This window comes from Microbacterium sp. ABR10 (assembly GCF_057812175.1).
Genome location: NZ_CM173821.1, coordinates 3,322,310 through 3,349,273, shown reverse-complemented (window position 1 = coordinate 3,349,273; position 26,964 = coordinate 3,322,310). Strand labels below are relative to the sequence as shown.

At 69.9% G+C, this 26,964-nt stretch carries 22 protein-coding genes; 13 read left to right on the top strand and 9 right to left on the bottom strand.

Annotation, left to right across the window (positions count from 1 at the left end; translation table 11 throughout):
* The first annotated feature begins 146 nt into the window (after window positions 1-146).
* From dnaK to ACXKZF_RS15430, 4 genes are all read left to right on the top strand, one after another.
* A complete protein-coding gene (gene dnaK, locus ACXKZF_RS15445; RefSeq protein WP_055952026.1) occupies window positions 147-2,021 on the top strand; it encodes a molecular chaperone DnaK in 1,875 nt (624 codons plus the stop codon).
* Between the two features lie 9 nt (window positions 2,022-2,030).
* Entirely contained in the window at window positions 2,031-2,648 is a 618-nt protein-coding gene (locus ACXKZF_RS15440) for a nucleotide exchange factor GrpE (protein ID WP_314454499.1), read from the top strand.
* 11 nt (window positions 2,649-2,659) lie between these two features.
* Window positions 2,660-3,640, top strand: a complete 981-nt coding sequence (locus tag ACXKZF_RS15435; RefSeq protein WP_055952019.1) for a DnaJ C-terminal domain-containing protein — start codon at window positions 2,660-2,662, stop codon at window positions 3,638-3,640.
* Between the two features lie 78 nt (window positions 3,641-3,718).
* Window positions 3,719-4,156: a heat shock protein transcriptional repressor HspR gene (locus tag ACXKZF_RS15430; RefSeq protein WP_488984794.1), complete on the top strand. Its 438-nt coding sequence runs from the start codon at window positions 3,719-3,721 to the stop codon at window positions 4,154-4,156.
* A gap of 217 nt (window positions 4,157-4,373) precedes the next feature.
* Here ACXKZF_RS15430 and ACXKZF_RS15425 read toward each other — a convergent pair whose 3' ends face one another.
* Complete coding sequence (locus ACXKZF_RS15425) at window positions 4,374-4,967, bottom strand: hypothetical protein (RefSeq protein ID WP_488984793.1); 594 nt, start codon at window positions 4,965-4,967, stop codon at window positions 4,374-4,376.
* Between the two features lie 160 nt (window positions 4,968-5,127).
* On the opposite strand from ACXKZF_RS15425, the gene ACXKZF_RS15420 reads away from it, so the two are divergent.
* From ACXKZF_RS15420 to ACXKZF_RS15405, 4 genes are all read left to right on the top strand, one after another.
* Window positions 5,128-6,855 (top strand): ABC transporter ATP-binding protein, encoded by a 1,728-nt coding sequence (locus ACXKZF_RS15420; RefSeq protein WP_488984792.1) that lies wholly within the window; start codon window positions 5,128-5,130, stop codon window positions 6,853-6,855.
* Complete coding sequence (locus ACXKZF_RS15415; RefSeq protein WP_488984791.1) at window positions 6,852-9,029, top strand: ABC transporter ATP-binding protein; 2,178 nt, start codon at window positions 6,852-6,854, stop codon at window positions 9,027-9,029. The genes ACXKZF_RS15420 and ACXKZF_RS15415 overlap by 4 nt, the downstream gene beginning before the upstream one ends.
* Before the next feature lie 307 nt (window positions 9,030-9,336).
* Window positions 9,337-10,539 (top strand): glycosyltransferase, encoded by a 1,203-nt coding sequence (locus tag ACXKZF_RS15410; protein ID WP_488986009.1) that lies wholly within the window; start codon window positions 9,337-9,339, stop codon window positions 10,537-10,539.
* Between the two features lie 4 nt (window positions 10,540-10,543).
* Entirely contained in the window at window positions 10,544-11,767 is a 1,224-nt protein-coding gene (locus tag ACXKZF_RS15405) for a glycosyltransferase (RefSeq protein WP_488984790.1), read from the top strand.
* 148 nt (window positions 11,768-11,915) lie between these two features.
* Here ACXKZF_RS15405 and ACXKZF_RS15400 read toward each other — a convergent pair whose 3' ends face one another.
* A complete protein-coding gene (locus ACXKZF_RS15400; protein ID WP_488984789.1) occupies window positions 11,916-12,182 on the bottom strand; it encodes a hypothetical protein in 267 nt (88 codons plus the stop codon).
* 89 nt (window positions 12,183-12,271) lie between these two features.
* Here ACXKZF_RS15400 and ACXKZF_RS15395 point away from each other — a divergent pair, with 89 nt between their 5' ends.
* A complete protein-coding gene (locus ACXKZF_RS15395; RefSeq protein WP_488984788.1) occupies window positions 12,272-13,291 on the top strand; it encodes a GlxA family transcriptional regulator in 1,020 nt (339 codons plus the stop codon).
* Between the two features lie 73 nt (window positions 13,292-13,364).
* Here ACXKZF_RS15395 and ACXKZF_RS15390 read toward each other — a convergent pair whose 3' ends face one another.
* Window positions 13,365-14,741: a DUF2252 domain-containing protein gene (locus ACXKZF_RS15390; protein ID WP_488984787.1), complete on the bottom strand. Its 1,377-nt coding sequence runs from the start codon at window positions 14,739-14,741 to the stop codon at window positions 13,365-13,367.
* Window positions 14,742-14,885: 144 nt separating this feature from the next.
* Between ACXKZF_RS15390 and ACXKZF_RS15385 the strand changes: the two genes are divergently transcribed.
* The gene (locus ACXKZF_RS15385) at window positions 14,886-17,078 is read left to right on the top strand and encodes an ATP-dependent Clp protease ATP-binding subunit (RefSeq protein ID WP_243223334.1); all 2,193 of its coding nucleotides are present in this window, start codon (window positions 14,886-14,888) and stop codon (window positions 17,076-17,078) included.
* A 363-nt stretch (window positions 17,079-17,441) separates the two neighbouring features.
* On the opposite strand, the gene ACXKZF_RS15380 is transcribed toward ACXKZF_RS15385, so the two are convergent.
* A complete protein-coding gene (locus ACXKZF_RS15380) occupies window positions 17,442-18,026 on the bottom strand; it encodes a nitroreductase family protein (protein WP_055951981.1) in 585 nt (194 codons plus the stop codon).
* A 262-nt stretch (window positions 18,027-18,288) separates the two neighbouring features.
* Window positions 18,289-19,650: a glucose-6-phosphate dehydrogenase gene (locus tag ACXKZF_RS15375; RefSeq protein WP_488984786.1), complete on the bottom strand. Its 1,362-nt coding sequence runs from the start codon at window positions 19,648-19,650 to the stop codon at window positions 18,289-18,291.
* A gap of 113 nt (window positions 19,651-19,763) precedes the next feature.
* Between ACXKZF_RS15375 and ACXKZF_RS15370 the strand changes: the two genes are divergently transcribed.
* The 3 genes from ACXKZF_RS15370 to ACXKZF_RS15360 are packed head-to-tail and all read left to right on the top strand — an operon-like array spanning window position 19,764 to window position 22,695.
* The gene (locus tag ACXKZF_RS15370; RefSeq protein ID WP_488984785.1) at window positions 19,764-21,545 is read left to right on the top strand and encodes a glycoside hydrolase family 15 protein; all 1,782 of its coding nucleotides are present in this window, start codon (window positions 19,764-19,766) and stop codon (window positions 21,543-21,545) included.
* 20 nt (window positions 21,546-21,565) lie between these two features.
* Complete coding sequence (locus ACXKZF_RS15365; RefSeq protein WP_055951969.1) at window positions 21,566-22,300, top strand: hypothetical protein; 735 nt, start codon at window positions 21,566-21,568, stop codon at window positions 22,298-22,300.
* A 14-nt stretch (window positions 22,301-22,314) separates the two neighbouring features.
* Window positions 22,315-22,695 carry a VOC family protein gene (locus ACXKZF_RS15360; RefSeq protein ID WP_055951966.1) on the top strand — a complete coding sequence of 127 codons (381 nt, stop codon included), beginning with the start codon at window positions 22,315-22,317 and terminating at the stop codon, window positions 22,693-22,695.
* A 177-nt stretch (window positions 22,696-22,872) separates the two neighbouring features.
* Here the strand turns inward: ACXKZF_RS15360 and ACXKZF_RS15355 are convergent, their stop codons facing one another.
* The 4 genes from ACXKZF_RS15355 to ACXKZF_RS15340 all read right to left on the bottom strand — a co-directional run bounded on the left by ACXKZF_RS15355 (window position 22,873) and on the right by ACXKZF_RS15340 (window position 26,926).
* Window positions 22,873-23,991, bottom strand: coding sequence for an ABC transporter permease (locus ACXKZF_RS15355; RefSeq protein WP_055951963.1), 1,119 nt, complete (start codon window positions 23,989-23,991; stop codon window positions 22,873-22,875).
* Window positions 23,988-24,872, bottom strand: coding sequence for an ABC transporter ATP-binding protein (locus tag ACXKZF_RS15350; protein ID WP_055953322.1), 885 nt, complete (start codon window positions 24,870-24,872; stop codon window positions 23,988-23,990). Before ACXKZF_RS15350 ends, ACXKZF_RS15355 begins: the two co-directional genes overlap by 4 nt.
* A 136-nt stretch (window positions 24,873-25,008) precedes the next feature.
* The gene (locus tag ACXKZF_RS15345; RefSeq protein ID WP_082484789.1) at window positions 25,009-25,674 is read right to left on the bottom strand and encodes a response regulator; all 666 of its coding nucleotides are present in this window, start codon (window positions 25,672-25,674) and stop codon (window positions 25,009-25,011) included.
* Window positions 25,667-26,926: a sensor histidine kinase gene (locus ACXKZF_RS15340; protein WP_055951960.1), complete on the bottom strand. Its 1,260-nt coding sequence runs from the start codon at window positions 26,924-26,926 to the stop codon at window positions 25,667-25,669. The genes ACXKZF_RS15345 and ACXKZF_RS15340 overlap by 8 nt, the downstream gene beginning before the upstream one ends.
* Window positions 26,927-26,964: the final 38 nt, after the last annotated feature.

Here is a 26,964-nt window from a genome sequence, read left to right as displayed (position 1 = left end):
CAGAAGTTGAGCCAATTCATATCAAGTCGCCTTGACCTCTCTGCGGGGCCGCGATAACCTTGAGTCATCGCGGCTCAACCCGCGAAGCAGACTTCGCATCAACCTCGAGTCGCGGCACCGCCCGGCTCACAAGCAAGGAGACACATATGCCCCGTGCAGTGGGAATCGACCTCGGTACGACCAACTCCGTCGTGAGCGTGCTCGAGGGTGGCGAGCCCAAGGTCATCGCCAACGCCGAGGGTTTCCGCACGACCCCTTCGGTCGTCGCCTACACGAAGGACGGCGAGGTGCTCGTCGGCGAGACCGCCAAGCGCCAGGCCGTCACCAACGTCGACCGCACCATCTCCAGCGTCAAGCGCCACATGGGCACGACCTGGGGCTTCGACGTCGACGGCAAGAAGTGGACGCCGCAGGAAATCTCGGCCCGCATCCTGCAGAAGCTCAAGCGTGACGCCGAGGAGTACCTCGGTGACAGCGTGGCGGATGCCGTCATCACGGTCCCCGCGTACTTCAACGACGCCGAGCGTCAGGCCACGAAGGAGGCCGGTGAGATCGCGGGCCTGAACGTCCTGCGCATCATCAACGAGCCGACCGCGGCTGCGCTGGCGTACGGCCTCGACAAGGGCAAGGAAGACGAGCTCATCCTGGTCTTCGACCTCGGTGGCGGAACGTTCGACGTGTCGCTGCTCGAGGTGGGCAAGGACGACGACTTCTCCACCATCCAGGTGCGCGCCACCTCCGGCGACAACCGCCTCGGTGGCGACGACTGGGACCAGCGTGTCGTCGAGTACCTCATCAAGCAGTTCAAGGACACCACCGGCGTCGACGTCTCGGGCGACAAGATCGCCCTGCAGCGTCTGAAGGAAGCGGCCGAGCAGGCGAAGAAGGAGCTGTCGTCGTCCACGTCGACGAGCATCAACCTCCCCTACCTGTCGCTGACCGACTCGGGCCCCGTCTCGCTGAGCGAGACCCTCACCCGTGCCAAGTTCGAGGACCTCACCAAGGACCTCCTCGACCGCACGCGCAAGCCCTTCTCCGACGTCATCCGCGAGGCTGGCGTCAAGGTCGACGACATCGCCCACGTGGTGCTCGTCGGCGGCTCGACCCGCATGCCCGCGGTCGCCGAGCTGGTGAAGAAGGAGACGGGTAAGGATGCCAACAAGGGCGTGAACCCCGACGAGGTCGTGGCCGTGGGCGCAGCCCTGCAGGCCGGTGTCCTCAAGGGCGAGCGCAAGGACGTCCTTCTCATCGACGTCACCCCCCTGAGCCTCGGTATCGAGACCAAGGGCGGCATCATGACCAAGCTCATCGAGCGCAACACGGCCATCCCGACCAAGCGCAGCGAGACCTTCACCACCGCCGACGACAACCAGCCGTCGGTCGCGATCCAGGTCTTCCAGGGCGAGCGCGAGTTCACCCGCGACAACAAGCCGCTCGGCACCTTCGAGCTCACCGGCATCGCCCCGGCTCCCCGCGGCATCCCGCAGGTGGAGGTCACCTTCGACATCGACGCGAACGGCATCGTGCACGTCTCGGCGAAGGACAAGGGCACCGGCAAGGAGCAGTCGATGACCATCACGGGCGGCTCGTCGCTGCCCAAGGAGGACATCGAGCGCATGGTGCGTGAGGCCGAGGAGAACGCGGCCGACGACAAGAAGCGCCGCGAGTCCGCCGAGACGCGCAACCAGGCTGAGACCCTGTCGTACTCGATCGACAAGCTCATCAAAGAGAACGACGACAAGCTCCCCGCCGAGGTCAAGACCGAGGTTCAGGGCGACGTCGACGCGCTCAAGACGGCTCTCGCCGGTGACGACGACGACGCGGTCAAGGCCGCGTTCGACAAGCTGAACGCCAGCCAGGGCAAGCTCGGCGAGGCCATCTACGCCTCGTCGCAGGCCGCCGGTCAGCCCGCCGACCCCAACGTGGGTCAGCCCGGAAACGGTGAGACGCCGAACCCCGAGGAAGACGTCATCGACGCCGAGGTCGTCGAAGACGACAAGCCCGAAGAAGAGAAGAAGTAAGCAGAGACCATGGCACACAAGGACGACGAACAGCCCACGGGCTCGGGCGCCGGTCCTGACGAGACGACGGGGCCGGAGGAGAACACCTCCGGCCCCGCGCCGTCGGGCGAGCAGTCCGAGACGCACGACGTGGATGCCGATGGCCTGACCATCGACGACATCCTCGGCGCCGAGCAGACCCCCGAAGCCGCGGCAGAGGGAGCGGGCTCCGACAAGGAGGCCTCGCTGCTGATCGACCTCAAGCGCCTTCAGGCCGAGTACGCCAACTACCGTCGGCGCACCGAAGACCAGCGCGAGCGCGAGATCGAGCGGGCCAAGGGCGAAGCCGTGAAGGGCTTGCTGCCCGTCATGGACGACCTCGACCGCGCTGTCAAGCACGGCGACCTCGTCGAGGGCACGCCCTTCGCCGCCATCGGCGACAAGGTGCGCGCCGTGGCCGAGCGTCTCGGCGTGGTGTCGTACGGCGCCGTCGGCGACGTGTTCGACCCGCAGCAGCACGAGGCGATCTTCCAGGCGCCGACCCCCGGCGTGACCGAGACGACGATCCTGGAGGTCGTCGAAGTCGGCTACCGCCTCGGCTCGGTCGAGCTGCGGCCCGCGAAGGTCGTCGTCGCCGTGCCGGCCTAAGAGGAGGACCAATGGCGAGTCAGGACTGGTTCGACAAGGACTTCTACAAGGTCCTCGGTGTCGACAAGAGCGTCAGCGCGGCCGATCTGAAGAAGACGTACCGCAAGCTCGCGCGTCAGTACCACCCCGACTCGAACCCGGGAGACGCGAAGGCCGAGGCCAAGTTCAAAGAGATCAGCGAGGCCTACTCGGTGCTCAACGACCCTGAGCAGCGCGAGGAGTACGACCAGATCCGGGCCATGGGCTCGGGTGCGCGTTTCTCCGCTCCGGGGACGGGCGGCGGCGGGGGCTTCGACGATGTCTTCAGCCGGTTCGGTCAGGGCCGGGGTCAGCCGCAGCCCGGCTTCGAGGACATCTTCTCGATGTTCGATCAGCAGGGCGGCGGGTTCGGCTCCGGCCGGTTCGGTCAGACCACCGGCGGATTCCGTGGCTTCGGCGGCCCGCAGCGCGGGGCCGACGTCACGGCGCGGACGACGATCGACTTCGTCACGGCGGCCAAAGGCGAGACCATCACCCTCCAGGGCGAAGACAACGTGCCCTTCAAGGTGAAGATCCCGGCGGGCGTCTCCGACGGTCAGAAGATCCGTCTCCGGGGCCGCGGCCGCAGATCTCCCGACGGCGGGGAGACCGGCGACATCGTGGTGACCGTCGCGGTTCGCCCGCACCCGGTGTTCACCCGTGACGGCCTCAACCTGCGGGTGACGGTGCCGGTGACCTTCACCGAAGCAGCCCTCGGCGCGACCATCGAGGTCCCCACCCTCGGCGGCGACCCGGTGCGGCTCCGCGTCGCGCCCGGCACTCCGTCGGGGCGCGTCCTGCGCGTCAAGGGTCGCGGGATCGAGTCGACCAAGGGCTCCGGCGATCTACTCGCCGAGGTGCAGGTTGCGGTTCCCGCGCATCTCGACGACGCCGCCCGCGAGGCCCTCGAGCGGTTCCAGGCACTCCAGCCGAAAGAGAACCCCCGCGCCGACCTGATGTCCAAAGCGCGGTAGAACTGCTAAACGGGAGGTCTCCGGCATCCGTGATCGCAGGATGCCGGGGACCCGCCGGAGCGACGGAGAGGAGACACCGTGCCCGAGAGGGAGATCGACGAAGACGCCCCCATCTTCGCCATCGCCGCCGCGGCGGAGCTGACGAACATGCACCCGCAGACGCTGCGGCAGTACGACCGGCTCGGTCTCGTCGTGCCCGCGCGCACCCAGGGTGGATCGCGGAGGTACTCGAGCCGTCACGTTCAGCAGCTGCGCGAGGTCGCCCGGCTGTCGAGCGAGGGCATGAGCCTCCCCGCCATCGCCCGCCTGCTCACCCTCGAGCAGCAGGTGCACGACCTCGCCCGTCGTGTGAACGACCTCGAGCGTCAGCTCACCGTCGAACGCCAGTCTCGACCGGGTGCGCGCGTCTTCGCGGCCGGAGCCACGGGCTCCGTCGTCACCCTCCGCCACGGTGCACGCGTGCGCCGTGCCACCGACATCGTCCTCTGGCGTCCGCGCGACATGCACGGCGACTGACCCCCCGCGGGATCCCGGATACCGGGAGTGCTGGTGGCTTCGACGGGCTCGGCCACCCGCGGCCCGTGAGCCCTTCGTCGGAGACCGGATGCCATTTCCTCCGGTGCGTCGACAGGCTCAATCACCCCGGGATGGGCGGGTTCCGAGGCCGGTCGGCGCGGCGGCTGTCGTGGCGCAAGGTCCTGGAGCCCGTTGAGGGGACCGGTCGCCGCCGGGGTCAGGTGGGGTCGAGCCGCAGGACCGTCGGCGATTCGCCGAGCCGCAGGTCGTCGGCCACGCGGATCGTGCGGGCCACGGCATCCACGGCTCCGATGACCGTGCCGAACCGCTCCCGATCGGCGCACACCGCAGTCACGGTCACGAAGTGCGAGCCCGTGTCCCACGTGTACGTCGCGAACGGGGGAGTGCGTGCGTCGCTCGGCAGCGGCATCGCGAGCTTCTCGCCCACCCCCAGGAAGGGGTTGGGGAAGGATTCGGTGTCGTCGTACTCCATCGGCATCATGGCCCGCGCGGTACGCGCCTGCGGGGTGGCCTCCTGCAGCTGCGCCATGACGACGAGCAGCTCGGGATCGCTCTTCCACACCCACACGAGCACGCGACCGGCGGCGCGGCGCATCAGCAGGGGGGCGGCTTGGCTGAGGATCCACGCGAACGCGCCACCGCCGGGCCGGGGGGCCGCGCCGGCGGCCTGGTTCGCCTGGCTCAGCAGCATGCCGATCGCCGCCTTCCGGTGACGACGCCCGCGCAAGCCGAGAGATCCGGTCACGGGCACCCAGAGGTCGGCGGGAGCGTCGGCCTGCAGTCGAGACATGGGATCAGCCTACGAGCCGCACCTCGCGAATCGGATGCCGCGGGGCGGCGTTCGCGACGAGAGAACGCTCCCACAGCGCAGGGGGTCGCCGGTGTCGGAGGTTGGTGCCAGGCTGTATCCCGCGGCCACCGCGACCGCATCGACCTGTTCTGGAGGTGCCGTGCTCGGCAAAATCCTCATCCGCTACCTCTCCCGGTACCGGTGGTTGCTCCTCGCATTGCTGGTTTTCCAGTTCGTGGCGGCCATGGCGTCGCTCTACCTCCCACGGCTGAACGCCGACATCATCGACCAGGGCGTCGCACGGGGCGACACGGCCTTCATCTGGTCCCAGGGGTCGATGATGCTCGCCATCTCGCTCGGTCAGATCACCGCCTCCGTCATCGCGACCTACTTCGCCGCTCGCGCGGCGATGGCCGCGGGCCGCGACATCCGTCGCGACATCTTCGAGAAGGTCAGCGGCTTCTCCGAGCGCGAGCTGTCGCAGTTCGGGGCCGGGTCGCTCATCACCCGCAACACCAACGACGTGCAGCAGGTGCAGATGCTGGCGATGATGGGCGCGACCATGCTCGTCAGCGCACCGTTGCTGGCGATCGGCGGCGTCTTCATGGCGCTGCAGCAAGACGTCGGCCTCAGCTGGTTGATCGCCGTCTCGGTGCCCACACTCCTGATCGCCGCGGGCCTCATCATCGCGCGCATGGTGCCGCTCTTCCGCAGCTACCAGGCGAAGCTCGACGCGGTGAACCGCATCATGCGCGAGCAGCTCACCGGCGTGCGCGTCGTGCGCGCGTTCGTCCGCGAGCGCATCGAAGAAGAGCGGTTCCGCGGGGCGAACACCGACATCATGATCGTCGGGCGCAAGGTGGGTTCCCTCTTCGTACTGCTGTTCCCGCTGGCCATGCTCGTGCTGAACGTCACCGTCGTCGGCGTGATCTGGTTCGGCGGCATCCAGGTCGATCAGGGCGGCGTGCAGATCGGCACGCTGTTCGCCTTCATGCAGTACGTGGCGCAGATCCTCATGGGAGTCCTCATGGCGAGCTTCATGACGGTGATGATCCCCCGGGCGGCCGTGTCCGCCGAGCGCATCGGCGAGGTGCTCGACAGTCATTCGACACTCGAACGACCCGCGAATCCCGTGAGCGTGTTCCCCGAGCGCGGGGCCATCGAGTTCGACGATGTCTCGTTCGCCTACCCGGGCGCCGAGTCGGCCGTGGTGTCGGGCATCAGTTTCGCCGCCCGTCCGGGCGAGACCGTCGCCATCGTCGGCTCCACCGGCGCCGGAAAGACGACGCTCGTCTCTCTCCTCCCGCGACTGTTCGACGTCACCGCGGGCGCCGTGCGCGTCGGGGGTGTCGACGTGCGAGAGGCAGACCTCGACGGGCTCTGGAAGAGCATCGGGCTCGTCCCGCAGCGGCCCTTCCTCTTCAGCGGCACCGTGGCATCCAACCTCCGCTTCGGGCGGGAGGACGCCACCGACGACGAACTGTGGAAGGCGCTCGAGATCGCGCAGGGGCGCGACTTCGTCGAGGCGATGGAGGGCCGACTCGACGGGCGCATCGCCCAGGGCGGCACGAACGTGTCGGGTGGTCAGCGCCAGCGCCTCGCTATCGCGCGGGCCATCGTGCATCGCCCGGCGGTGCTCGTATTCGACGACTCCTTCTCGGCGCTCGACCTCAGCACCGATGCCCGGCTCCGACAGGCGTTGTGGCAAGAGCTGCCCGAGGTGACGAAGATCGTCGTCGCCCAGCGCGTGTCGACGATCACGGGGGCCGATCGCATCGTGGTTCTCGAAGAAGGACGACTCGCGGGCGTCGGCACCCACGAGGAGCTCCTGCAGACCAGCAGCACCTACCGCGAGATCGTCGAGTCGCAGTTGGGGGTGGAGGCATGAGCACCACCGATGCGCTCACCGAAGAGGAGCGGGCCGAACTCGAGTTGGCCGAGCAGGCTCGACTCAATTCCGGCGACTGGGACAGCGTGGCGCCCGGAAAGGCGTCGAACTTCGGCCCCAGCTTCCGCCGGCTGATCGGCCTCCTGCGCCCCTACGCGGGGGCGTTCACATTCGTCTCCGTGCTCGGCGCCCTCGGCGTCGTGCTCGCCGTGCTCGCGCCCCGCGTGCTCGGCGACGCCACGAACATCATCTTCGAGGGCGTGGTCTCGAAGGGGTTGGCCGAGCAGTTCCCGCCCGGCACCTCGCAGGCCGATGTCGTCGAGGCTCTCCGCGCGGCGGGCCAGGGCGATGTCGCCAACATCGTCGGGGCGATGAACAACTTCTCCGTCGGCGCGGGTGTCGACTTCGACGCCCTGCGCATGGTGGTGGTCGCCGTCCTGGCGATCTACGTCGGTTCGTCGCTGCTGTCGTGGATCCAGGGCTACGTCATCAACGTCATCATGGTGCGCACGATGTGGCGCCTGCGTGAAGACCTCGAGGCGAAGATCAACCGCCTGCCGCTGTCGTACTTCGACAAGGTGCAGCGCGGCGAGCTGATCTCGCGTGTCACCAACGACGTCGACAACATCACGCAGACCATGCAGCAGTCGCTCTCGAGCGCGCTGACCTCCGTGCTCACGGTCGTCGGCGTGCTCATCATGATGTTCACGATCTCGTGGCAGCTCGCTCTCGTCGCTCTCGTCTCCCTTCCGCTGATGGCCGTCATCTTCGGCGTCATAGGACCCCAGTCGCAGAAGGCGTTCGGCGAACAGTGGAAGAAGGTCGGTCGCCTCAACGCCCGCGTCGAGGAGTCGTTCTCAGGTCACGCCCTCGTCAAGGTGTACGGACGCGAGAAAGACGCCCGAGACAAATTCGAGGTCGAGAACGAAGAGTTGTACGAGGCGAGCTTCAAGGCGCAGTTCCTGTCCGGCATGATCATGCCCGGCATGATGTTCGTCGGAAACCTCACCTACGTCGGCATCGCCGTGCTCGGCGGTCTCATGGTGGCCGGCGGGCAGCTCCGCCTCGGTGACGTGCAGGCCTTCATCCAGTACTCGCAGCAGTTCACTCAGCCGCTGTCGCAGCTGGGCGGTATGGCCGCGGTGGTGCAGTCGGGCACCGCATCGGCCGAGCGCGTTTTCGCGCTGCTCGACGCCGACGAGCAAGACCCGGATGCCGCAGACGCCCCCGACCACGTCGGCGGACACGGTGTCATCGAGTTCGAGAACGTGCGGTTCGCCTACACGCCCGACCGGCCGCTCATCACCGACCTGTCGTTCCGCGTCGAGCCCGGACAGACGGTCGCCATCGTCGGGCCCACCGGCGCCGGCAAGACGACGCTGGTCAACCTCATCATGCGGTTCTACGAACTCGACGGCGGTCGCATCCTGCTCGACGGGCAGGACATCGCCGACCTCCGTCGCGACGATGTCCGTGCCCGCACCGGAATGGTGCTGCAGGACCCGTGGCTGTTCGCCGGCACGATCCGCGACAACATCCGCTACGGGCGCGAGAGCGCGACCGACGACGAGATCGTCGAGGCCGCCGTCGCCACGCGCGTCGACCAGTTCGTGCACTCGCTGCCCGACGGCTACGACACCGTGCTCGACGAAGACGCCGCCAACGTCTCGGCGGGTGAGAAGCAGCTGATCACCATCGCCCGCGCGTTCGTCGCCCGGCCGTCGGTGCTCATCCTCGACGAGGCGACCTCGTCGGTCGACACCCGCACCGAGTTGCTGCTGCAGCAGGCGATGGCCGCGCTCCGCGAGGGGCGCACGTCGTTCGTCATCGCGCACCGGCTGTCGACGATCCGCGACGCCGATCTCATCCTGGTGATGGAGCACGGCGACATCGTCGAGAAGGGTACGCACGACGAGCTCATCTCCGCCGGTGGTGCGTACTACCGCCTCTACCGTTCGCAGTTCGAGCAGGCGGCGTCCGACCTCGACACCGTCGAGACCGAGGCCGAGCGTTCCGTCGATCCGCGGCACGCGCCGCCCGCTGACGACGCTGTGGTGGTGTCGGCGATGGCGGCCGCGGCATCCGAGGTCCGTGCTCCCGCGGGTACCGACGGCCCGCCGCGCCCCGCCCACGGCTCGCCCGTCCCCGACCGCCGAATCGACGGCGAGGGCTGACCCGCGCGACGGGCTATCCGCTGACGAGCCCGTCCGGCCGTGCGCCGGGCGGGCTTGGTCGTGCGGGCGGTGGGCTCGACGGCGCGGTCGCGTCGGGTGCCCGGCGGCGCCGTCTCGCCCCTCCCGCGCCGCGCCCGGCGAGAGCCTCACCCTGGGGACAGTCGCCGAAGCGACGAAACCCGCTCCGGTACAGTGGACGGCGCATGATCCTCACCGCGCGACCCGACCGCCGCATAGATAGGCCTCACCCCTCGTGACCACTCCTGCGACGCCCGCCGACCAGTCCGCGCCCGTCGCGTCGACCGAGATATCCGGCCGATCCGAGGCGGCGAACACCCCCGACCGCCCGCTTCGCATCCTCATCGGCGCCGACACCTTCCTCCCGCACGTCAACGGGGCCGCGCGCTTCGCCGAGCGCCTGGCTGCCGGACTCGTGGCCCGCGGCCACGACGTGCACGTCGTGGCGCCGGCCGTCGACCGTCGAGGCGCCGGGGCGGCGATAGAGACGATCGAGGGTCAGCCGCTCCCGATGCACCGGCTTCCCGCGTACCGCTTCCTGCCGCACGACTGGCTCACCTTCGTGCTGCCATGGCGGTCCAAGCACTACGCCCGCCTGCTGCTCGACGAGATCAAGCCCGACGTCGTGCATATCCAGTCGCACATCATCATCGGACGAGGACTCACGCGCGAGGCTCGAAAGCGCGGCATCCCCGTCGTCGCAACCAACCACGTCATGGCCGAGAACATCCTCGACTTCACGACCCTCCCCGATTTCCTCGACCGCATCTTCGTCAAGCTCGCCTGGGCCGACGCCGAGCGCACGTTCAAGATGACGCGCGCGGTGACCACGCCCACGCGCAAAGCGGCCGACTTCCTCGAGTCGACCATCGACATCTCGGGCGTCATCCCGATCTCGTGCGGCATCGACCGCTCGAACTATCGCCCCGACCTCACGCCTCGCGACGCGAACCGCATCCTCTTCGTCGGCCGCCTCACCACCGAGAAGCACATCGACGTCGTGCTCACGGCCCTGTCGCAGCTCGACCCCGCCCTCGACGTGACGTTCGACATCGTCGGCGGCGGCGACCAGCGCGCCAAGCTCGAGGCTCTCGCACAACAGCTGGGGGTCGCCTCCCGCGTGACCTTCCACGGCCACGCCTCCGAGGAAGACCTGCGCAGGCTGTACTCACGCGCCAGCGTGTTCGCCATCGCGTCGATCGCGGAGCTGCAGTCGATCGCGACGATGGAGGCCATGGCCTCCGGGCTGCCGATCGTCGCGGCCGACGCCGTGGCACTGCCGCACCTCGTGCACCACGGCGAGAACGGCTTCCTCTTCACGCCCGGCGACGCCGAGGAGCTCGCCGAACGGCTGACCGACGTGCTTACCGCCTCGTCGGACGACCGCGAGCGCATGCAGCAGGCCTCTCTCGATGCCGTCGCGGTGCACGACATCACCCGCACCCTCGACACCTTCGAGGCGCTGTACCGCGGTCGACCGCTGCCGGAGTAGTCGCGTGCACGTCGTGATGTTCGCCGACCAGCATCTCGAGTCCCTCGGCGGTGCGCAGGTGTCGATGCGGCTGCAGAAGCGATTCCTCGAGCGTGCCGGCCACGTCGTCACGGTGGTGGCGCCGCGCCCGCACCGACCCGCCGCCCACGACGCCTCCTACCTCGATCTGCCCTCCCTGCCGATCACGGTCGACCGCGAGTACGCGCTCGCCTGGCCGGGCGCCCGCACCGATCGGTTCCTGGATGCCGAGATGGGCGCGCGTCTGCCCGTCGACGTCGTGCACGTGCAGGCCGATTTCTGGGGCGCCTTCGTCGGTCACCGCTACGCCGACCGTCACGGTCTGCCCGTCGTGCACACCATGCACAACCGCGTCGACGTGGGCATCGAAGCGACCGCACCCTTCCCAGGCCTCGTGCTGCGCGCACTGAACGCCTGGGCGCGGCGCGCGCTGCCGCGCGGGGGCACCGCGGCGGTGGCGGGGCGCGGTACGGCCCCGGTCGGCCGCGGCATCGACGGCTGGGCCTACCTGCGCCGTCTCGCGGCCCTGTCCCACGCCGTGACCGCGCCCTCCGCCCACTTCGCCCGGCGTCTCGAACGGCACGGGGTGGCGCCCTCGGTCGATGTGATCTGGAACGGCATCGACGACGACGCGCTCGATGCCGCCCTCGCGGCCGGACCCACCGAGCGTCGCCCGGGTCGTCCGCGTTTCGTCTGGCTCGGCCGCATGAGTCCCGAGAAGCGTCTGCTCCCCTTCCTCGAGGCGGTCGCCGAGTCGAGGATCGATGCCGAGGTCGAGATCATCGGCGGCGGTGGCCAGCTTCGTGCCGCGCAGCGGCTGGTCGAGCGCAGGGCGCCGGTGGCATCCGTCGCCTTCGCCGGACGACTGCCCTACGCCGAGACCCTCCGCCGGCTCGCCGACGCCGACGCCGTGGTACAGACGTCCATCGGCTTCGAGACGCAGGGCATGACGGTATTCGAGGCCGCCTCGCTCGGCACCCCCGCCGTCGTCAGCGACTCCGACATCGGTGCCGAGCTCGGCGCGGGAACCTGGGCCGTTCCGGATGCCACGGTCGCTGCGCTCGCGCAGACCCTCCGCCGCGCGGCCGCCGACATCGCCGCCGGGTCGCCGGTGACGCCCGATGAGAGTGTCGCGGAGCGTTTCCGCCAGTCGTCGCGCACGGCGGCGATGGTCGCCGTGTACGAGCGGGCTGTCACCGCCGGTCGGTGACCCTGCGGGTCCCACGCCCGCCGAGCCTCGGCGTTACCGGGACGGCCTGTGTCGTCCCACGCCCGCCGAGCCTCGGCGTTGCCGGGACGGCCTGTGTCGTCCCACGCCCGCCGGGCGGTGCGGGGACGGCCTGGGTCGCGTCTCCGGGTCACTCCGTCCCCACGATGCGCAATGGAGCGGTCGCCGCCGATGCCGACGGCAGGGTGACGTGCAGGGTCGGGCGGGCCGCTTCGACGGCGGGGGCGGCGTGGACCGCGCTCTCGCGCGAGCGGGTCGAGCGGTCCGTGCGGGGCGTCGAGGACGCGACGCGCGACGGGTCGGTCGGAATGCGCCCGTATCCGTCGGTACGGACGAGCCACACGGTGCCGACGACGCCGGCGAGGGACAGGATGCCGAGAGCGATGAAGTAAGCCATGGCAGAAAAACTATGTCTAGAGGAATCATGCCCGCGAGTGGCATGATGGACGGTGTTCGTCAGATTCCTGCCACACCGGAGGTACGCTCATGCGCTCGGTCGCCGTCGTCATCCAACCCGGGTTCGCGCCCTTCGAGTTCGGCCTCGCCTGCGAGGCGTTCGGCCTCGACCGCAGCGACGACGGCATCCCGAACTTCGACTTCCGCATCGTCGCTCCCGACCCGGGCGTCATCCCCTCCAACATCGGCTTCTCGGTCAACGTCGAGCTTGGCCTCGATGCGGCGGCCGACGTCGACATCCTCGTCCTCGCGCCGATCCCCCGCGAGCAGTGGGGCGCCGTCGACCCGCGTGTGATCGAGTCGGTCCGCGCCGCGCACGCACGCGGTTCCTGGTTGCTCAGCGTGTGCAGCGGGTCGTTCGTCATCGCGGCATCCGGGGTGCTCGACGGCAAGCGCGGCACGACGCACTGGCGATACGCCGACGTCATGGCGCGGATGTATCCGGCGATCGAGGTCGATCCCGACGTGCTCTACGTGCAGTCGGGCAACATCATCACGAGCGCGGGAACAGCCGCAGGACTCGATGCGTGCCTTCACCTGCTGCGCCAAGAGCTCGGGTCGGAGCTCACCAACCGCATCGCCCGGCGCATGGTCGTGGCGCCGCAGCGCGACGGCGGACAGGCGCAGTTCATCGCGTCGCCGATTCCGATCGACTCGTCGCTGTCGCTCGCGCCGGTGACCGAGTGGATGCTCCAGAATCTGGATGCCGAGCTCTCCGTCGACCGATTGGCGGCGCGCGCGCACATGTCTGCGCGCACCTTCGCCCGGCGGTTCAAGGCCGACCTCGGCGCGACCCCGGCGGCGTGGCTCGCCCGCCAGCGGCTGCTCCACGCACAGCGCCTGCTCGAAGAGACCGACCTCGGCCTCGACCGGATCGCGTCGGAATGCGGCTTCGGTTCCGCGGCGGTGCTCCGGCAGAACTTCGCCCGCACGATGGGACTCACCCCCACCGCGTACCGTGCGCGGTTCTCGTGCGCGGGCTTGGGTGAGGTGGCCCCCGCGGCCGAGGCCGAGGTCGGGGCCGCAGCGGCTGAGGCGGTCCCGGCCTGAGGGCTGCGTGGACGGCTCGTCCCCCGGGCAAGACGCGCGCGGGACGACGCTCCCCGCGAATCGCGCCCCGATGTCAGGAATGAGCAGAGACGAAGGCCGCGTGATCGGCGCGGGCGAGGTCGGCGTAGGCGAATGCCCAGTCGACGAGCGCCTCCGTCAGAACGCGGCCCGACCCGACGTATCCCGCGATGTCGGGAGCGTGGGGAGATTGCGCGTGCGCGCGGGCGAGGGTGACGGCGCAGGCCTGCGCGTAGCGGCGGAAGGGCTTGTTCGACAGCTCGACCATCTCGATACCCCCCTTCATGTCGTGGAACTGCCGCACGTAGAAGTCGGCGTCGCTGCCGCGCACGTGGCCGAGGAAGGGGTCCGAGACGCCCTGCAGAACGCGTTGCAGGGCGACCACGCGCGCGCCTTCCCCCTCGGCCGCGACCAGGGAGACGAGCGATTCGGGCTGACGGATGCCGCCGAACTGCTGCAGCACGCTCGGGCCGGCCTGCTTGCCCTGGAGCAGGAGCGCGTGTCCGTCCCCGTCTTGCAGAAGAAGCAGGTAGCAGCGGGTGCCGACGCTGCCGACGCCGACGACGCGCCGGGCGATGTCGGTGAGGTCGTACTGTTCCAGGGTCAGGCGCACGTCCACGTTCGCGGAGGTGCGGTAGGCGCCGTCGACCGCGAGGACGCGGGCGGCCACCTCCGCGTCGACCGGGGTCATGGTCGGGGGTCTGTGGGTGAAGACGAGGCGGCCGGAGCCACCGTCGGCGGTCAGTCGTCGAACTGCGCGCGCACCGGTACGACGTTCGGCATCCGCCATGGCGCGCTCGAGGACCACGCGCGAGGCCCGGTCGAACGAGTCGATCACCTCGCGCGGGCCGAAGTGTTCGAAATAGCGCTCGACGGGGTCCTGCTCGACGCGGGATCGGATCGCGCGAGCGTACGCGCGCACCGTGCTCGCGACGGCATCACGCACGACGGCGAGGTCGCGATCGCTCTCCGCCCCGGCGAGGACAACGCTGGTGACGAGGCGCTTCAGGTCCCACTCCCAGGGCGCCCATGCGGCCTCGTCGAAGTCGTTGAGATCGAACACGAGCGTGCGTTGAGGGGATGCGTAGAAGCCGAAGTTCGCGACGTGCGCATCTCCGCAGGAAGCGACGTGGATGGGGGTCGAGGGGTTCCGAGCGAGGTCGGCCGCCTGAACGGCGGCGGAGCCACGGTAGAAGGCGAAGGGGGTGGCCGACATCCGTTCGATGCGCAGAGGAACGAGTTCGGGGGTCCGCGCGGCGTTCTGCGCGTCGAGGATGCCGAGCGGGTCGCGCCCCTCGGTGGCGAGCAGACTCAGATCGCTTCGCGGTGTGCGCGTGCGCGCCTCGCGGCCGCGGGCTCGGCGTTCGGCGGTGGAGGGCGGCGGATTCCAGGGGATGTCCGGACGCGGCGCGGCGGTCTCAGGGGTGCTCACGCGCTCACCATAGTCCTGGCGTCAAACGGCACGGCGGTCGAGGCTTACGCCTCGGCATCCATTGCCCCTCGCACCGCCTGCTGCTAAACTTGAGTCCACGCCGCTCAACTTTGAGCGAGAGCGACAACACTTCCAGGAGAACACATGAACGCCACGCAACAGCCCGGGCAGGAGGACGCGCGCAGCGCCCTCGAGCAGTTCGGCATCAACCTCACCGACCGGGCCCGCCAGGGCAAGCTCGACCCTGTGATCGGGCGCGACGGAGAGATCCGCCGCGTCAGCCAGGTGCTCACCCGGCGCACCAAGAACAACCCCGTGCTCATCGGCGAACCCGGCGTCGGTAAGACCGCGGTCGTCGAGGGTCTCGCCCAGCGCATCGTTGCGGGCGACGTCGCTGAGAGCCTGAAGAACAAAGAGCTGGTCGCCCTCGACATCTCGGCCTTGGTGGCCGGCGCCATGTACCGCGGCCAGTTCGAAGAACGCCTGAAGAGCGTCCTCAAAGAGATCACCGAGTCCGACGGGCGCGTGATCACGTTCATCGACGAGCTGCACGTGCTGATGGGCGCGGGCGGCGGCGAGGGTTCGGTCGCCGCGTCCAACATGCTCAAGCCCATGCTGGCCCGCGGTGAGCTGCGCCTCATCGGAGCGACCACGCTCGACGAGTATCGCGAGTTCATCGAGAAGGATGCCGCGCTCGAGCGCCGCTTCCAGCAGGTCTACGTCGGCGAGCCCACGGTGGAAGACACCGTCGCGATCCTCCGCGGCCTCAAGGAGCGGTACGAGGCGCACCACAAGGTGGCCATCGCCGACGCTGCGCTGGTCGCCGCGGCATCCCTGTCGAACAGGTACATCCCGTCGCGCCAGCTGCCCGACAAGGCGATCGACCTGATCGATGAAGCGGCATCGCGCCTGCGTATGGAGATCGATTCGGCCCCGCTCGAGATCGACGAGTTGCGCCGCCACGTGGATCGACTGAAGCTCGAAGAGCTCGCCCTGAAGAAAGAGAAGGACGCCGCTTCGAAGGAACGCCTGGCCGCGCTCCGCGAGTCCCTCGCCGCCGAGCAGGCCAAACTCGACGAGCTGCAAGCCCGGTGGGAGCGCGAGCGCGCGTCGCTCAACCGCGTGGGTGAGCTGAAGACCCGCCTCGACGCCGCCCGCGTGGATGCCGAGCGCGCGCAGCGCGAGGGCAACCTCGAGCGTGCGTCCCGGTTGCTGTACGCCGAGATCCCGGCGCTCGAGCGCGAGCTCATGGCCGCCGAGCGCGAAGAGCCCGCGGGCGACCGCATGGTCAACGACCAGGTCACCGACGAAGACATCGCGGCGGTCATCGCCGCCTGGACGGGCATCCCGGTCGGGCGCCTGCTGCAGGGCGAGACCGAGAAGCTGCTGCACCTCGAGCGCGAGCTCGGCAAACGCTTGATCGGACAGCGGGATGCCGTGAAGGCGGTGTCCGACGCCGTCCGTCGCTCGCGCGCGGGGATCAGCGACCCCAACCGCCCGGTCGGCTCTTTCCTGTTCCTCGGCCCGACCGGTGTCGGCAAGACGGAGCTGGCCAAGTCGCTCGCCGACTTCCTCTTCGACGACGAGCACGCGATGGTGCGCATCGACATGTCGGAGTACGGCGAGAAGCACTCCGTCTCGCGGCTCGTCGGTGCCCCTCCGGGATACGTGGGTTACGAGCAGGGTGGACAGCTCACCGAGGCCGTGCGCCGTCGCCCTTACAGCGTGGTGCTGCTGGACGAGGTCGAGAAGGCGCACCCCGAGGTGTTCGACGTCCTGCTGCAGGTCATGGACGACGGCCGACTCACCGACGGCCAGGGTCGCACGGTCGACTTCACGAACGTCATCCTGATCCTGACGAGCAACCTCGGCTCGCCGATCCTGATCGATCCGACGCTGTCGATGGAGGCCAAGACGCACCAGGTGCAGGCGCTGGTGCGCCAGGCCTTCAAGCCCGAGTTCGTGAACCGTCTCGACGACATCGTGATCTTCCAGGCGTTGAGCCAGGACGACCTCGCCCAGATCGTCGAACTGGCCGTCGACGCGCTGCACAAGCGCCTCCGCGAGCGCCGGCTGACCCTCGCGGTCACGCCCGACGCGCGGTCGTGGCTCGCCGAGCGCGGCTACGACCCGGTGTACGGCGCCCGTCCCCTGCGTCGGCTCATCCAGACCGAGATCCAGAACCGCCTCGCGATGGCGATCCTCGCGGGGACGGTCCGCGACGGTGACGTCGTGCGGGTCGATGTGGCCAGCGACGCGGATTCGCTGATGCTGATCAGCGCGGGGCCGGCGGCCTCCGGTGACGAAGACTTCGCCGAGGCGGAGATCGTCGAATAGGAACGACGAGGAAGCGGGATGCCGCGCGAGGGCGTGGCATCCCCTCTCCTTGTGCGTGCGGTCGACCGTGCATCGCGCGGTGCCGGCCCCTGCGCCCCGAGGCCATTCGCTCATGAACGCTGTTCGTGCGCGTAAACGCGTTGGCAGAGTGTTTCTGCGCACGAATGGCGTTTATGGGCGGGGCGCCGCCTCGGCCAAGCGCTGGCAGAGCGCACGGCCGAGGCCAAGCGCTGGCAGAGCGCACGGCCAGGCCAAGCGCTGGCAGAGCGCATCGGCAGAGCGCCGACACAACGACGAACGCCCGCCGCGCCGGCACCCCGCTGACGGGCTCCGGCGCGACGGGCGTCGTCGCGGGCGGGCCGATCAGTCGTCGACGAGCAGCGACTCCTCGACCGTGCGGCGCTGGCGGGGAGCGAGCTCGCGCTCGCGCAGGCCCTCTTCAGCGGCGTCGATGTCGCCCAGGGCGCCGACGGCGATGACGGTGACGGGGGTGAATCGGGCGTCGATGTCGAAGGCCGTACGCAGATCGTCGGCGACGAAGCCGCCCATCTGGTGGGTCGCCAGTCCCTCGGCGTGCGCCTGCACGGTGAAGTGGGCCGCGGCCTGACCGCTGTCGTACAGCGCCCACGTGCGGGCCTCGCCGTCTTCGGTCTCGGTCTCGGCGAGTACGACGACGAGGGCGCCGGCGGCGGGGGCCCACGCCTGGTTGAAGCCCATGAGCGCGCCGACGAGCTTCTGGTGCGCGGCGGTGCCGCGGCGGGCCACGATGAAGCGCCAGGGCTGGAAGTTCATGCCCGACGGCGCCCAGCGGGCGGCCTCGAGCGCGGAGCGCAGCGCCGACTCGTCGATGGGCGTCTCGGGGTCGAAGACGCGGGTGCTCCAGCGTTCGGCGAGCACGTCGAGGATGGGGGCGTCGGTGGGGGCGGTGCGGTCGAGAACGAGAGACATGGGTACTCCTGAGAACGGATGACGAAACCGGGACGCCGTTGACCCGAACCAGTGAACGCCCATCGCGCGCGAGATGTTCCCACGTGACGGAGTGCGTCGGGGCGGCGGCTGTCAGACCCGGTGGCCGTGCACGACGGTGGGCGCGCGGTGCGACACGCCGCAAGCAGACGCCGGTGGGCGAGTGTGTCGATCACGGGGGAGTGCGCGGCAGCGAGGAGCCGGACCCGGGCCGCGCGACGGGATCAGGCCCGCGGCATCCGTCTCACTCCGTCCAGGACGCCGGGCCGGCGGTGCCCGCCGCGTACTCGTCGAGCGGTACCTCGTCTTTTCGCCACGCATCGATGACCGGCTGCACGATCCGCCAGCACTGCTCGGCAGCGTCGGCGCGGACGGCGAGCATCGCATCGCCGTCGAGGATGCCGGAGAGCACCTCGCCGTAGGCCCTGAGCGCGCCCTCACCGAGGTCGGCCGCCAGGGTCACGCGCTCGAGCTCGAGGGGATCGGCGGCACCGTTGACGTTGAGGCCGAGACTCATGGTGTCGGGGCCGAGCGAGAACACGAGCTCGGACGGCTCGCTCTCGCCGACGAACCCGCCGGGAAGGTGTCGCACGGGCTTGAAGGTCACGGTGACGGCCCGGTGGCCGGAGCTGAGCGCCTTACCGGAGCGCAGGGTGATGGGAACGCCCTGCCACCGGGTATTCCGCACCTCCACCGTCATTTCGGCGAGCGTCTCGGTGCCGCGCGCCGCATCGACCCCCGGCTCGTCGACGTAGGACGAGAAGTGGCGGTCGCCGACGCTGCCCGCGGTGTATCGGGCGCGGCGGGAGTTGCGCACGGGATCGTCACCCCGCACGTGGGTGGCGCGCAGCACCGCCGACGTGGCGTCGCGCAGATCGAGCTGAGTGAGGGATGCCGGGGGCTCCATGGTGACGAACGCCATGACCTGCAGCAGGTGGCTCTGGATCATGTCGACGAGAGCACCCGCCCCGTCGTAGTAGCCCGCGCGGCCTTCGAGGCCCAGGGGCTCGGGGTAGTCGATGTCGACCGAGGCGATGTCGTCGGCCGACCAGACGCTCTCGAGAAGGCGGTTGGCGAAGCGGGCGCCGAGCAGGTTGAGCACGGTCGAACGCCCCAGGAAGTGGTCGATGCGGAACACCTGGTCTTCGGGCACGAGCTTCGCCAGCTGCTGATTGAGCCGGTGGGCGCTGGCCTCGTCGGTGCCGAACGGCTTCTCGAGAGCGAGGATCGTTCCCTCCGGAATGGTCACGTCGCTCAACGCGAGGCACGACTTCTCGGCGACGGCCGGAGGCACCGCGAAGTACAGGGCGGGCCGGCCCTCGGCCTCGTCGAGGAGTTTCTGCAGGTCGGCAGGCTTCGTGATGTCGGCCTGCGAGTAGGTGGTCTCCGAGACGGCGGCGAAGGCGCCTTCGGCATCCATCGTCTGGAACGCCGTGTGCACGACCTCGCGCCAGTGTTCGTCGGTCCAGTCCTCCATGCCCGCTCCGTGCAGCCGCACCGACCGGCCGGGTTCGCGCGTCAGCAATTGGCCGAGGGCGGGCAGGAGCAGTCGAGACGTGAGGTCGCCCGAGGCGCCCAGGATGATGAGGGTGGTGTCCGCGGCCATGCGGCCACCGTAGCGCTCCCCTCCGACACCGGTGCGCCGCTTGCAGCGAGCCCATGGATGCCACTAGCGCGATGCCCGGCCACGATGTCGGTGCCCTCTGCCATGATCCGAGGGTGACCACTCCGATCGAGGATTACGCCGTCCTCAGCAACTGCCGCTCCGCCGCGCTGGTGTCCCGCGACGGCAGCGTCGACTGGTTGTGCCTCCCGCGCTACGACAGCGGGTCGATGTTCGCCGCGCTCCTCGGCGACGAGTCGCACGGGGCATGGTCGCTGCGCCCGGCCGATCCCGACGCGCGGGCGACCCGGCGGTACGACGGCGACACCTTCGTACTCGTCACGCGGTGGGAGACGGCGACCGGCATCGCCGACGTGTACGACGCGATGCCGATCGACGGGGGCATCGACGCCCTCGTGCGACGAGTGGTCGGGGTGTCGGGCGAGGTGGACTTCGTCACCGAGGTGCGCTTGCGCTTCGACTACGCTCGCGCGGTGCCCTGGGTGCGACAGATGGGCCACGGCGGCGAGCACCTCATCCTCGCCGTCGCCGGCCCGGATGCCGTGACGATCCGCGGCCCGCGTCTGATCGCGGTCGACACCACGCACCGCGGCCGGTGGACCACCGCGGCCGGTGCGAGCGTCGACTCGGTGCTGTCGTGGGGCCCGTCGTGGAAAGACGCCCCGCCGGCATTCGACGTCGAGGCCGCTCTGGAGCGCACGCGCGAGTGGTGGGCCGCCTGGGCCGACCGCGTGCAGTCGGCCGGCACGCACGCGGCGCTGGTGACGCGCTCGCTCATGGTGCTCCGCGCCCTCACGCACTCCGAGACCGGTGGCATCGTCGCGGCGGCGACCACGTCGCTCCCCGAGGCTTTCGGGGGCTCCCGCAACTGGGACTACCGCTACGTCTGGCTCCGCGACGCCGCGCTCACGCTGAGCGCCTACATCGATCACGGCTACCTCGATGTCGCTCAGCACTGGCGCACCTGGCTGCTGCGGGCGATCGCCGGGGACCCGGCCGACGTGCAGATCATGTACGGCATCGCGGGCGAACGCGACCTGCCCGAGCGGGAGCTCGAGAGCCTGCCGGGCTACGGGGGAGCGGCCCCCGTGCGCATCGGCAACGGAGCCGTCGATCAATACCAGGCCGACGTGATCGGCGAGGTGATGGTCGCACTCGAGGCCGCGCGCGACGCCGGGGTCGAGGAGACGACGTTCTCGTGGTCGCTGCAGCGGGCCCTGCTCGACCAGCTCGCGCACGAGGTCGACAAGCCCGACCTCGGCATCTGGGAGATGCGCGGCGACCCGCACTTCTTCACCCACTCCCGGGCGATGGTGTGGGCGGCGTTCGACCGCGGCATCCGGGCCGTCGAGACCGGCGGGCACGACGGCGAGGTCGACGTCTGGCGCACGCTGCGCGATCACGTGCGCGCCGACATCGACGCGCACGGCGTGCACGAGGGCGGGTGGTTCACGCAGCACTTCGACACCGACGAGGTCGACGCGTCGCTGCTCGTGCTGCCGCAGGTGGGTTTCTGCGCCTACGACGATCCGCGCATGCTGGCCACCGTCGCCCGAATAGAAGAGACCCTCATGCCCGACGGCTGGTTGCTGCGGTACCGCACGACCGGGGTCGACGGGCTGACGGGTGACGAGCATCCGTTCCTCGCGTGCTCTTTCTGGCTCGTCGGGCAGTACGCGAACAGCGGTCGGCGCGACGAGGCCGTCACCCTGATGAAGAAGCTCACGGCGGTGGCGAACGACCTGGGGCTGCTGTCGGAGGAGTACGACCCCACGGCCGGACGTCAGGCGGGCAACACCCCGCAGGCGCTCTCGCACCTGGCGCTGGTGGCCGCCGCCGATGCCCTGGATGCCACGGCCCCGCACCACGACGGCTGACCCCGGCCTAGAGTCGTCGCATGGACGACGAGGTCGAGTTACGACGCCTGCGCGAACGCGTGTACGGCGCCGGAGGTGCGCCTGCGACGCCCGCGATGCTCGAGCGGCTCGCCGAGCTGGAGGACCGCTCCCGGCCGCCCCTCGGCGACATCGACCGGCTCGCGCCCGCCGACCCGACGACGGCGCCCCCCGAGCCGGACCGTGTCGACGATCCGGAACGCCTCGACGAGCCGGAACGCTCCTACGAGGACGTGGATGCCGCCGCACCCGCGTCGCGACCCGTCCTCCGCGGGGTTCTCACCGCGGTCGGAGCGGTCGCCCTCCTCGGCGTGGGGTTCGCCGTCGGCTCGGCGGCGACCGCGTCGATGCCCGGCGACCCCGCCGCCACCGCCGACCCCGCCGCGGCGATGTATCCCGAGCTGACCTTCCCGCAGACGATCGAGGACGCCATCTCGGCCGACGTGCTCCGCGACAGCGCGATCGACTCCGGCAGCACCCGGTTCATCGGCACGGTCAATGACTTCGACATCTTCTTAGCCCAGCCCGCCGACGGCATCGGCCGCTGCATCGTCACCTTCACCGCGATAGACGATCGACCGTGGTCGGCGGGCTGCGCGAGCGGCACGCAGGAGGGCGCCGCGGTCTTCGGCATCGACGACCGTCTCACCGTCGCGATCGGCGATCCCGACGACTCCGAGATCGAGGGCATCCCCATCCGCCTGTCCGAGAGCGTCACGGCGTACGTGGCGCGATAACGAAGGAGAAAGCCATGTTCCATCCCGACGGTGCCTACTCGGGCCTCTCGGTCGACGACCTCGAGGCCGCCCATCACTTCTATGCCGAGACTCTCGGGCTCCGGGTCGAGGTGCTCGAGGGTTCGGGTTTCCTCACTCTTCACCTGGGCTCGGGCGGCCGCGTCTTGGTCTACGGCAAGCCGCACCATGAGCCCGCGTCGTTCACGGTGCTGAACTTCCCCGTCGCCGACGTCGAGGCCGCCGTCGACGACCTGCGTTCGCGCGGCGTCGACACGAAGATCTACGACGACGCCGACTTCCCGACGGATTCGCGGGGCATCATGCGCGAGGGCGGACCGCTCATCGCCTGGTTCCGCGACCCGGCCGGCAACGTGCTGGCCGTTCTCGAGGAGTGACGGGAGAGGGGATGGATGCCGGTGTGCCCGGCATCCATCCCCTTCATCACTGAGGTCCCTGAGCGTGTCGAAGGGACCGGGCTCCGCGCGTGGAGGCGGGGGGCTTCGACGGGCTCAGCCACCGTGGTCGATGGTCCCCGAGCGTGTCGAGGGGACCGGGTCACCCGCGGCCGCGGCTCAGCCCTTCAGCGCCTCCGCGAGCTTCACGCGCGCGCCCATGCGCAGGAGCGAGTTGCGATAGATCCGCGCCGCGAGACCGATCGCCAGCACGCACGAGGCCATCAGCACCAGCAGCGACAGCACGGGCTCCCACCACTGGGCGTCACCGAGGTACATGCGCAGCGGCATCCCGACCGGCGCCGAGAACGGCACGTACGACATGATCGTCAGCACGACGGGGTTGTCGTTGAAGAAGATGACCAGGAAGTACGGCGCCATGATCAGCATCGTGATGGGGGTCGTGGTCGCCCCGATGTCCTCCTGACGCGACACCATCGCCGCCGCGGCCGCGAAGAGCGACGCCAGCAGCACGAAACCGAACAGGAAGAAGATCGCGAACCAGGCGATGGGAGCGCCGAGCGCATCGAGCACCCCTGCCTGTCCGGTGACCGCGAGACCGATCACCGCGACAGCCGCGAGCAGCACGATCTGCGCCATCGCCAGGATCGTGTTGCCCAGAACCTTCCCGGCCAGCAGTGCCCGCACGGGGATGGCCGAGATGAGGATCTCGACCACGCGGGTCTGCTTCTCCTCCACGACGCTCTGCGCGATCGTGCCGCCGAAGGTCGACGCGGCGATGAGGAACACCAGCCCGAAGCCGAGCGCGATCAGGTACCGCAACGCGTCGGCCGCTCCCGCACCTGGATCGAGCATCTGCACCGGCGGGGTCTCGCTGAGCATCTGCAGCAGCGTCGAGGGCACGTCGTCCTTCACCACGACGGTGTAGTCGAACGCGGCGTCCGAAGACCCCGAGACCAGGGCGGCATCCACCGTTCCGTCTTCGACGAGGGCGCGCGCGGCGTCGTCGCTGTCGGACACGGTGACCTCGAGGCCGTCGACGCCCGAGACCGCACTCTGCGTCTGCGAGGTGACGGCCACCGGCGTGCCGCTGCCCGAGGCGTTGTTCGCGGCGAAACCGCCCCAGACCACCGAAGCGAGGGCGGCGACGATGAGGATCGCGGTCGAGATGACGAAAGCCTTGCTGCGCAGCTTCGACCCGATCTCGCGCTCGGCGACGAGCCAGATGCTCTGCAGCTCGCTGGGCGCGCGGCGCGCGGGAGGAGTGGTGGTGTTCACTGGATGACCTCCTTGAAGATCTCGGCGAGAGACGGTTTCTGCGGCGCGAAGCTGGCGACGTCTCCGCGCGCGACGGCGCCGCGGAGAATCCGCTGCGCGGTGGTGTCGTCGGCCGCGTCGAACAGGGCGTAGCCGCCGTCGAAGTCGAGCACGGTGATGCCCGGCTCGTCGCGCACCCATCCGGCGTCGCCGCCGGAGACCAGCTCGTAACGGTGGGTCGCGTGCTGAGCGCGGAGGTCGTCGCGGGTGCCGGCGGCGCGGATCGTGCCCCCGGCGATGATGACGAGGTCGTCGCACAGCCGCTCGACGACGTCGAGCTGGTGCGACGAGAACAGCACCGCAGCTCCCGCCGCAGCCTTCTCTTGCAGGACACCTGCGACGACGTCGACGGCGAGCGGATCGAGGCCGGAGAACGGCTCGTCGAGGATCAGGACATCCGGTTCGTGCACGAGGGACGCCGCGATCTGCGCGCGCTGCTGATTGCCCAGCGACAGCGTCTCGACGAGGTCGCCGAGGCGCTCGCCGAGCCCGAGCCGCTCGAGCAGCGCCGTGGCCTTCTTCGTCGCTTCGGCTTTGCCGAAGCCGTGCAGACGCGCCAGGTAGGCGATGTGCTCGGCGACCTTCATCTTCGGATACAGCCCGCGCTCCTCCGGCATGTACCCGAAGCGGCGACGGTCGGTGGCGGTGAGGGGCGCGCCGTTCAGCGCGACGGTGCCCGCGTCTTTGGCGAGCACCCCGAGTGCGATGCGCATGGTGGTGGTCTTGCCGGCGCCGTTGCCGCCGACGAAGCCCGTCAGTCGCCCCGGGGCCACGGTGAAGCTCACGTCGTCGAGCACGCGGCGTCCGCCGTAGCTCTTGGTGATGCCGTTCAGATCGAGCACGATGCATCCCTTCTTCTCGATGTCTCCCACGCTAGGCATCCGGATGCCGCGGCACCTCCACCCGGGGAGGGGTCGTGGCCTCCGCCGTGAGGGGGAGGACGGGACGGGCCCCGCCGCGTGGGGCGATCGGCTCGCGTCAGGCCAACCCGTGCCGGTGGGCGAGCACGACGGCCTGCACGCGGTCGCGGGCGCCGAGCTTCTGCAGCACGTTCGACACGTGCGTCTTGACGGTCGCCTCGCCGATGAACAGCCGCGCGGCGATCTCGGCGTTGCTCATCGCCTCGGCCACGAGCGTGAGCACCTCCGACTCGCGCTCGGTGAGCGGCTCCGTCAGAAGCAGGGGAGAGGGAGCGGATGCCGTGGGCGCGGGCGGTATCCCCGCGAAGCGCGCGATGACCCGGCGCGTCACCTCGGGCGCGAGGAGCGCGTCACCGGCGCCGACGACGCGCACCGCCGCCACGAGCTCCTCCGGGCCGGCGTTTTTGAGCAGGAACCCGCTCGCTCCGGCGGCGAGGGCGTCGAACAGGTAGTCGTCGCGGTCGAAGGTCGTGACGATGAGCACGGCCGCCTTCGAGGCGGGGTCGGCTGTGAGCCGGCGGGTGGCCTCGAGGCCGTCCATGTCGGGCATCTGCACGTCCATGCAGACCACGTCGGGCTGCAGTTCTATCGCGGCCGCGATCGCCTCGACACCGGAGGCGGCTTCGCCGACCACCGTGATGTCGTCTTCCAGCGACAGGATCGTGCGGAAGCCCGCCCGCATCATCACGTGGTCGTCGACCAGCAGCACGCGCAGCTCAGACACGTGTCGCCTCCGCGCGAGCGAGCGGCACCCGCACGCGCACGAGATACCCGCCGCGGGCCCGGGGGCCGATCTCGATCGTCCCGCCCGAGACGGCGGCTCGTTCGCGCATGCCGGTCTGTCCGAGCCCCGGCGTCGACGAGCCGCGGCGGCCGGTGTTCGACACCTCGAGTTCGACGGCATCCGGATCGAATCGCAGACGGACATCGGCGGTCGCGTCGGGCCCGGCGTGGCGGCGGGCGTTCGTCAGTGCTTCCTGGGCGATGCGGTACAGGTTCACCTGCACGAGGGGCGCCGGGTCGTGGGCGGGTTCGCCGACGACCGTGAAGGTGGTGGGAAGCCCTGCCGCAGCAGCGTCGTCGACCAGCGCGCGGATCGAGGTGAGCCCGTGGGTGGTGGGCGCGGTGTCGGGCGCGCTGTCGGTGCCGGGGGTCCGCAGCGTCTCGAGCAGGTGTCGCAGCTCGTGCAGCGACGTGCGCGCCGAGCCCTCGATGCCCGTGAGCACCTCGCGGGCGGCATCGGCATCGCGGTCGAGGAGTGAGCGGGCGACTCCCGCCTGCACGCCCATCAGCGACACGTGATGGGCGACGACGTCGTGCAGCTCGCGCGCGATGCGGACGCGGTCGAGGGCGACGGCTTGGGCTGCGGTCACCTCGCGCTCGGCTTCGAGCTCGGCGGTGCGCTCCTCGAGGGCCGCGCGTTCGCGCATCTGCTGATGCGAGCGGTCGCCGAAGTAGTAGGCGCCGCCGAAGAAGAGGGCGTTCACCCCGATCATGAGCAGCTGGTACGCCACGAACGGCGAGAAGGCCCCCGCCCGCGAGAACGCGCCCTCGACCGCGGCGTCGACGGGCTGCGTGGCGTCTTGGAACATCACCACGAACAGCCACGCGAACATGCCGACGATGATCGCGACGCGCACGATGGTGGCGCGGCGCCGGTTCTGTTCCCAGGCGCCGACCGTGTAGAGCGCGATGAACATCGCGATGTTGCCCGCGTACAGCTCGGGAATGCGGAACGTCACGGCCAGGAAGTACGCCACCGACACGATGACCGCCGTCGCCGACGGCCACCGGCGGCGGAACGCGAGGGGGACGGCGAGGACGGCGACGTATCCCAGCGCGACGGCGAGCGAGCCCTGTTCGTCGCCGTAGATGCCCGAGACCGCCGACAGCACGGCGCTCAGCAGACCGCCGAGGAACAGCACGAGAGCGAGCACGAGGTCGCCTCGCTGCTGGGTGCGGGTGGGGCGTGGCATCCCTCCACGGTAGAGCGGACGTCCGACACGTGCATCCC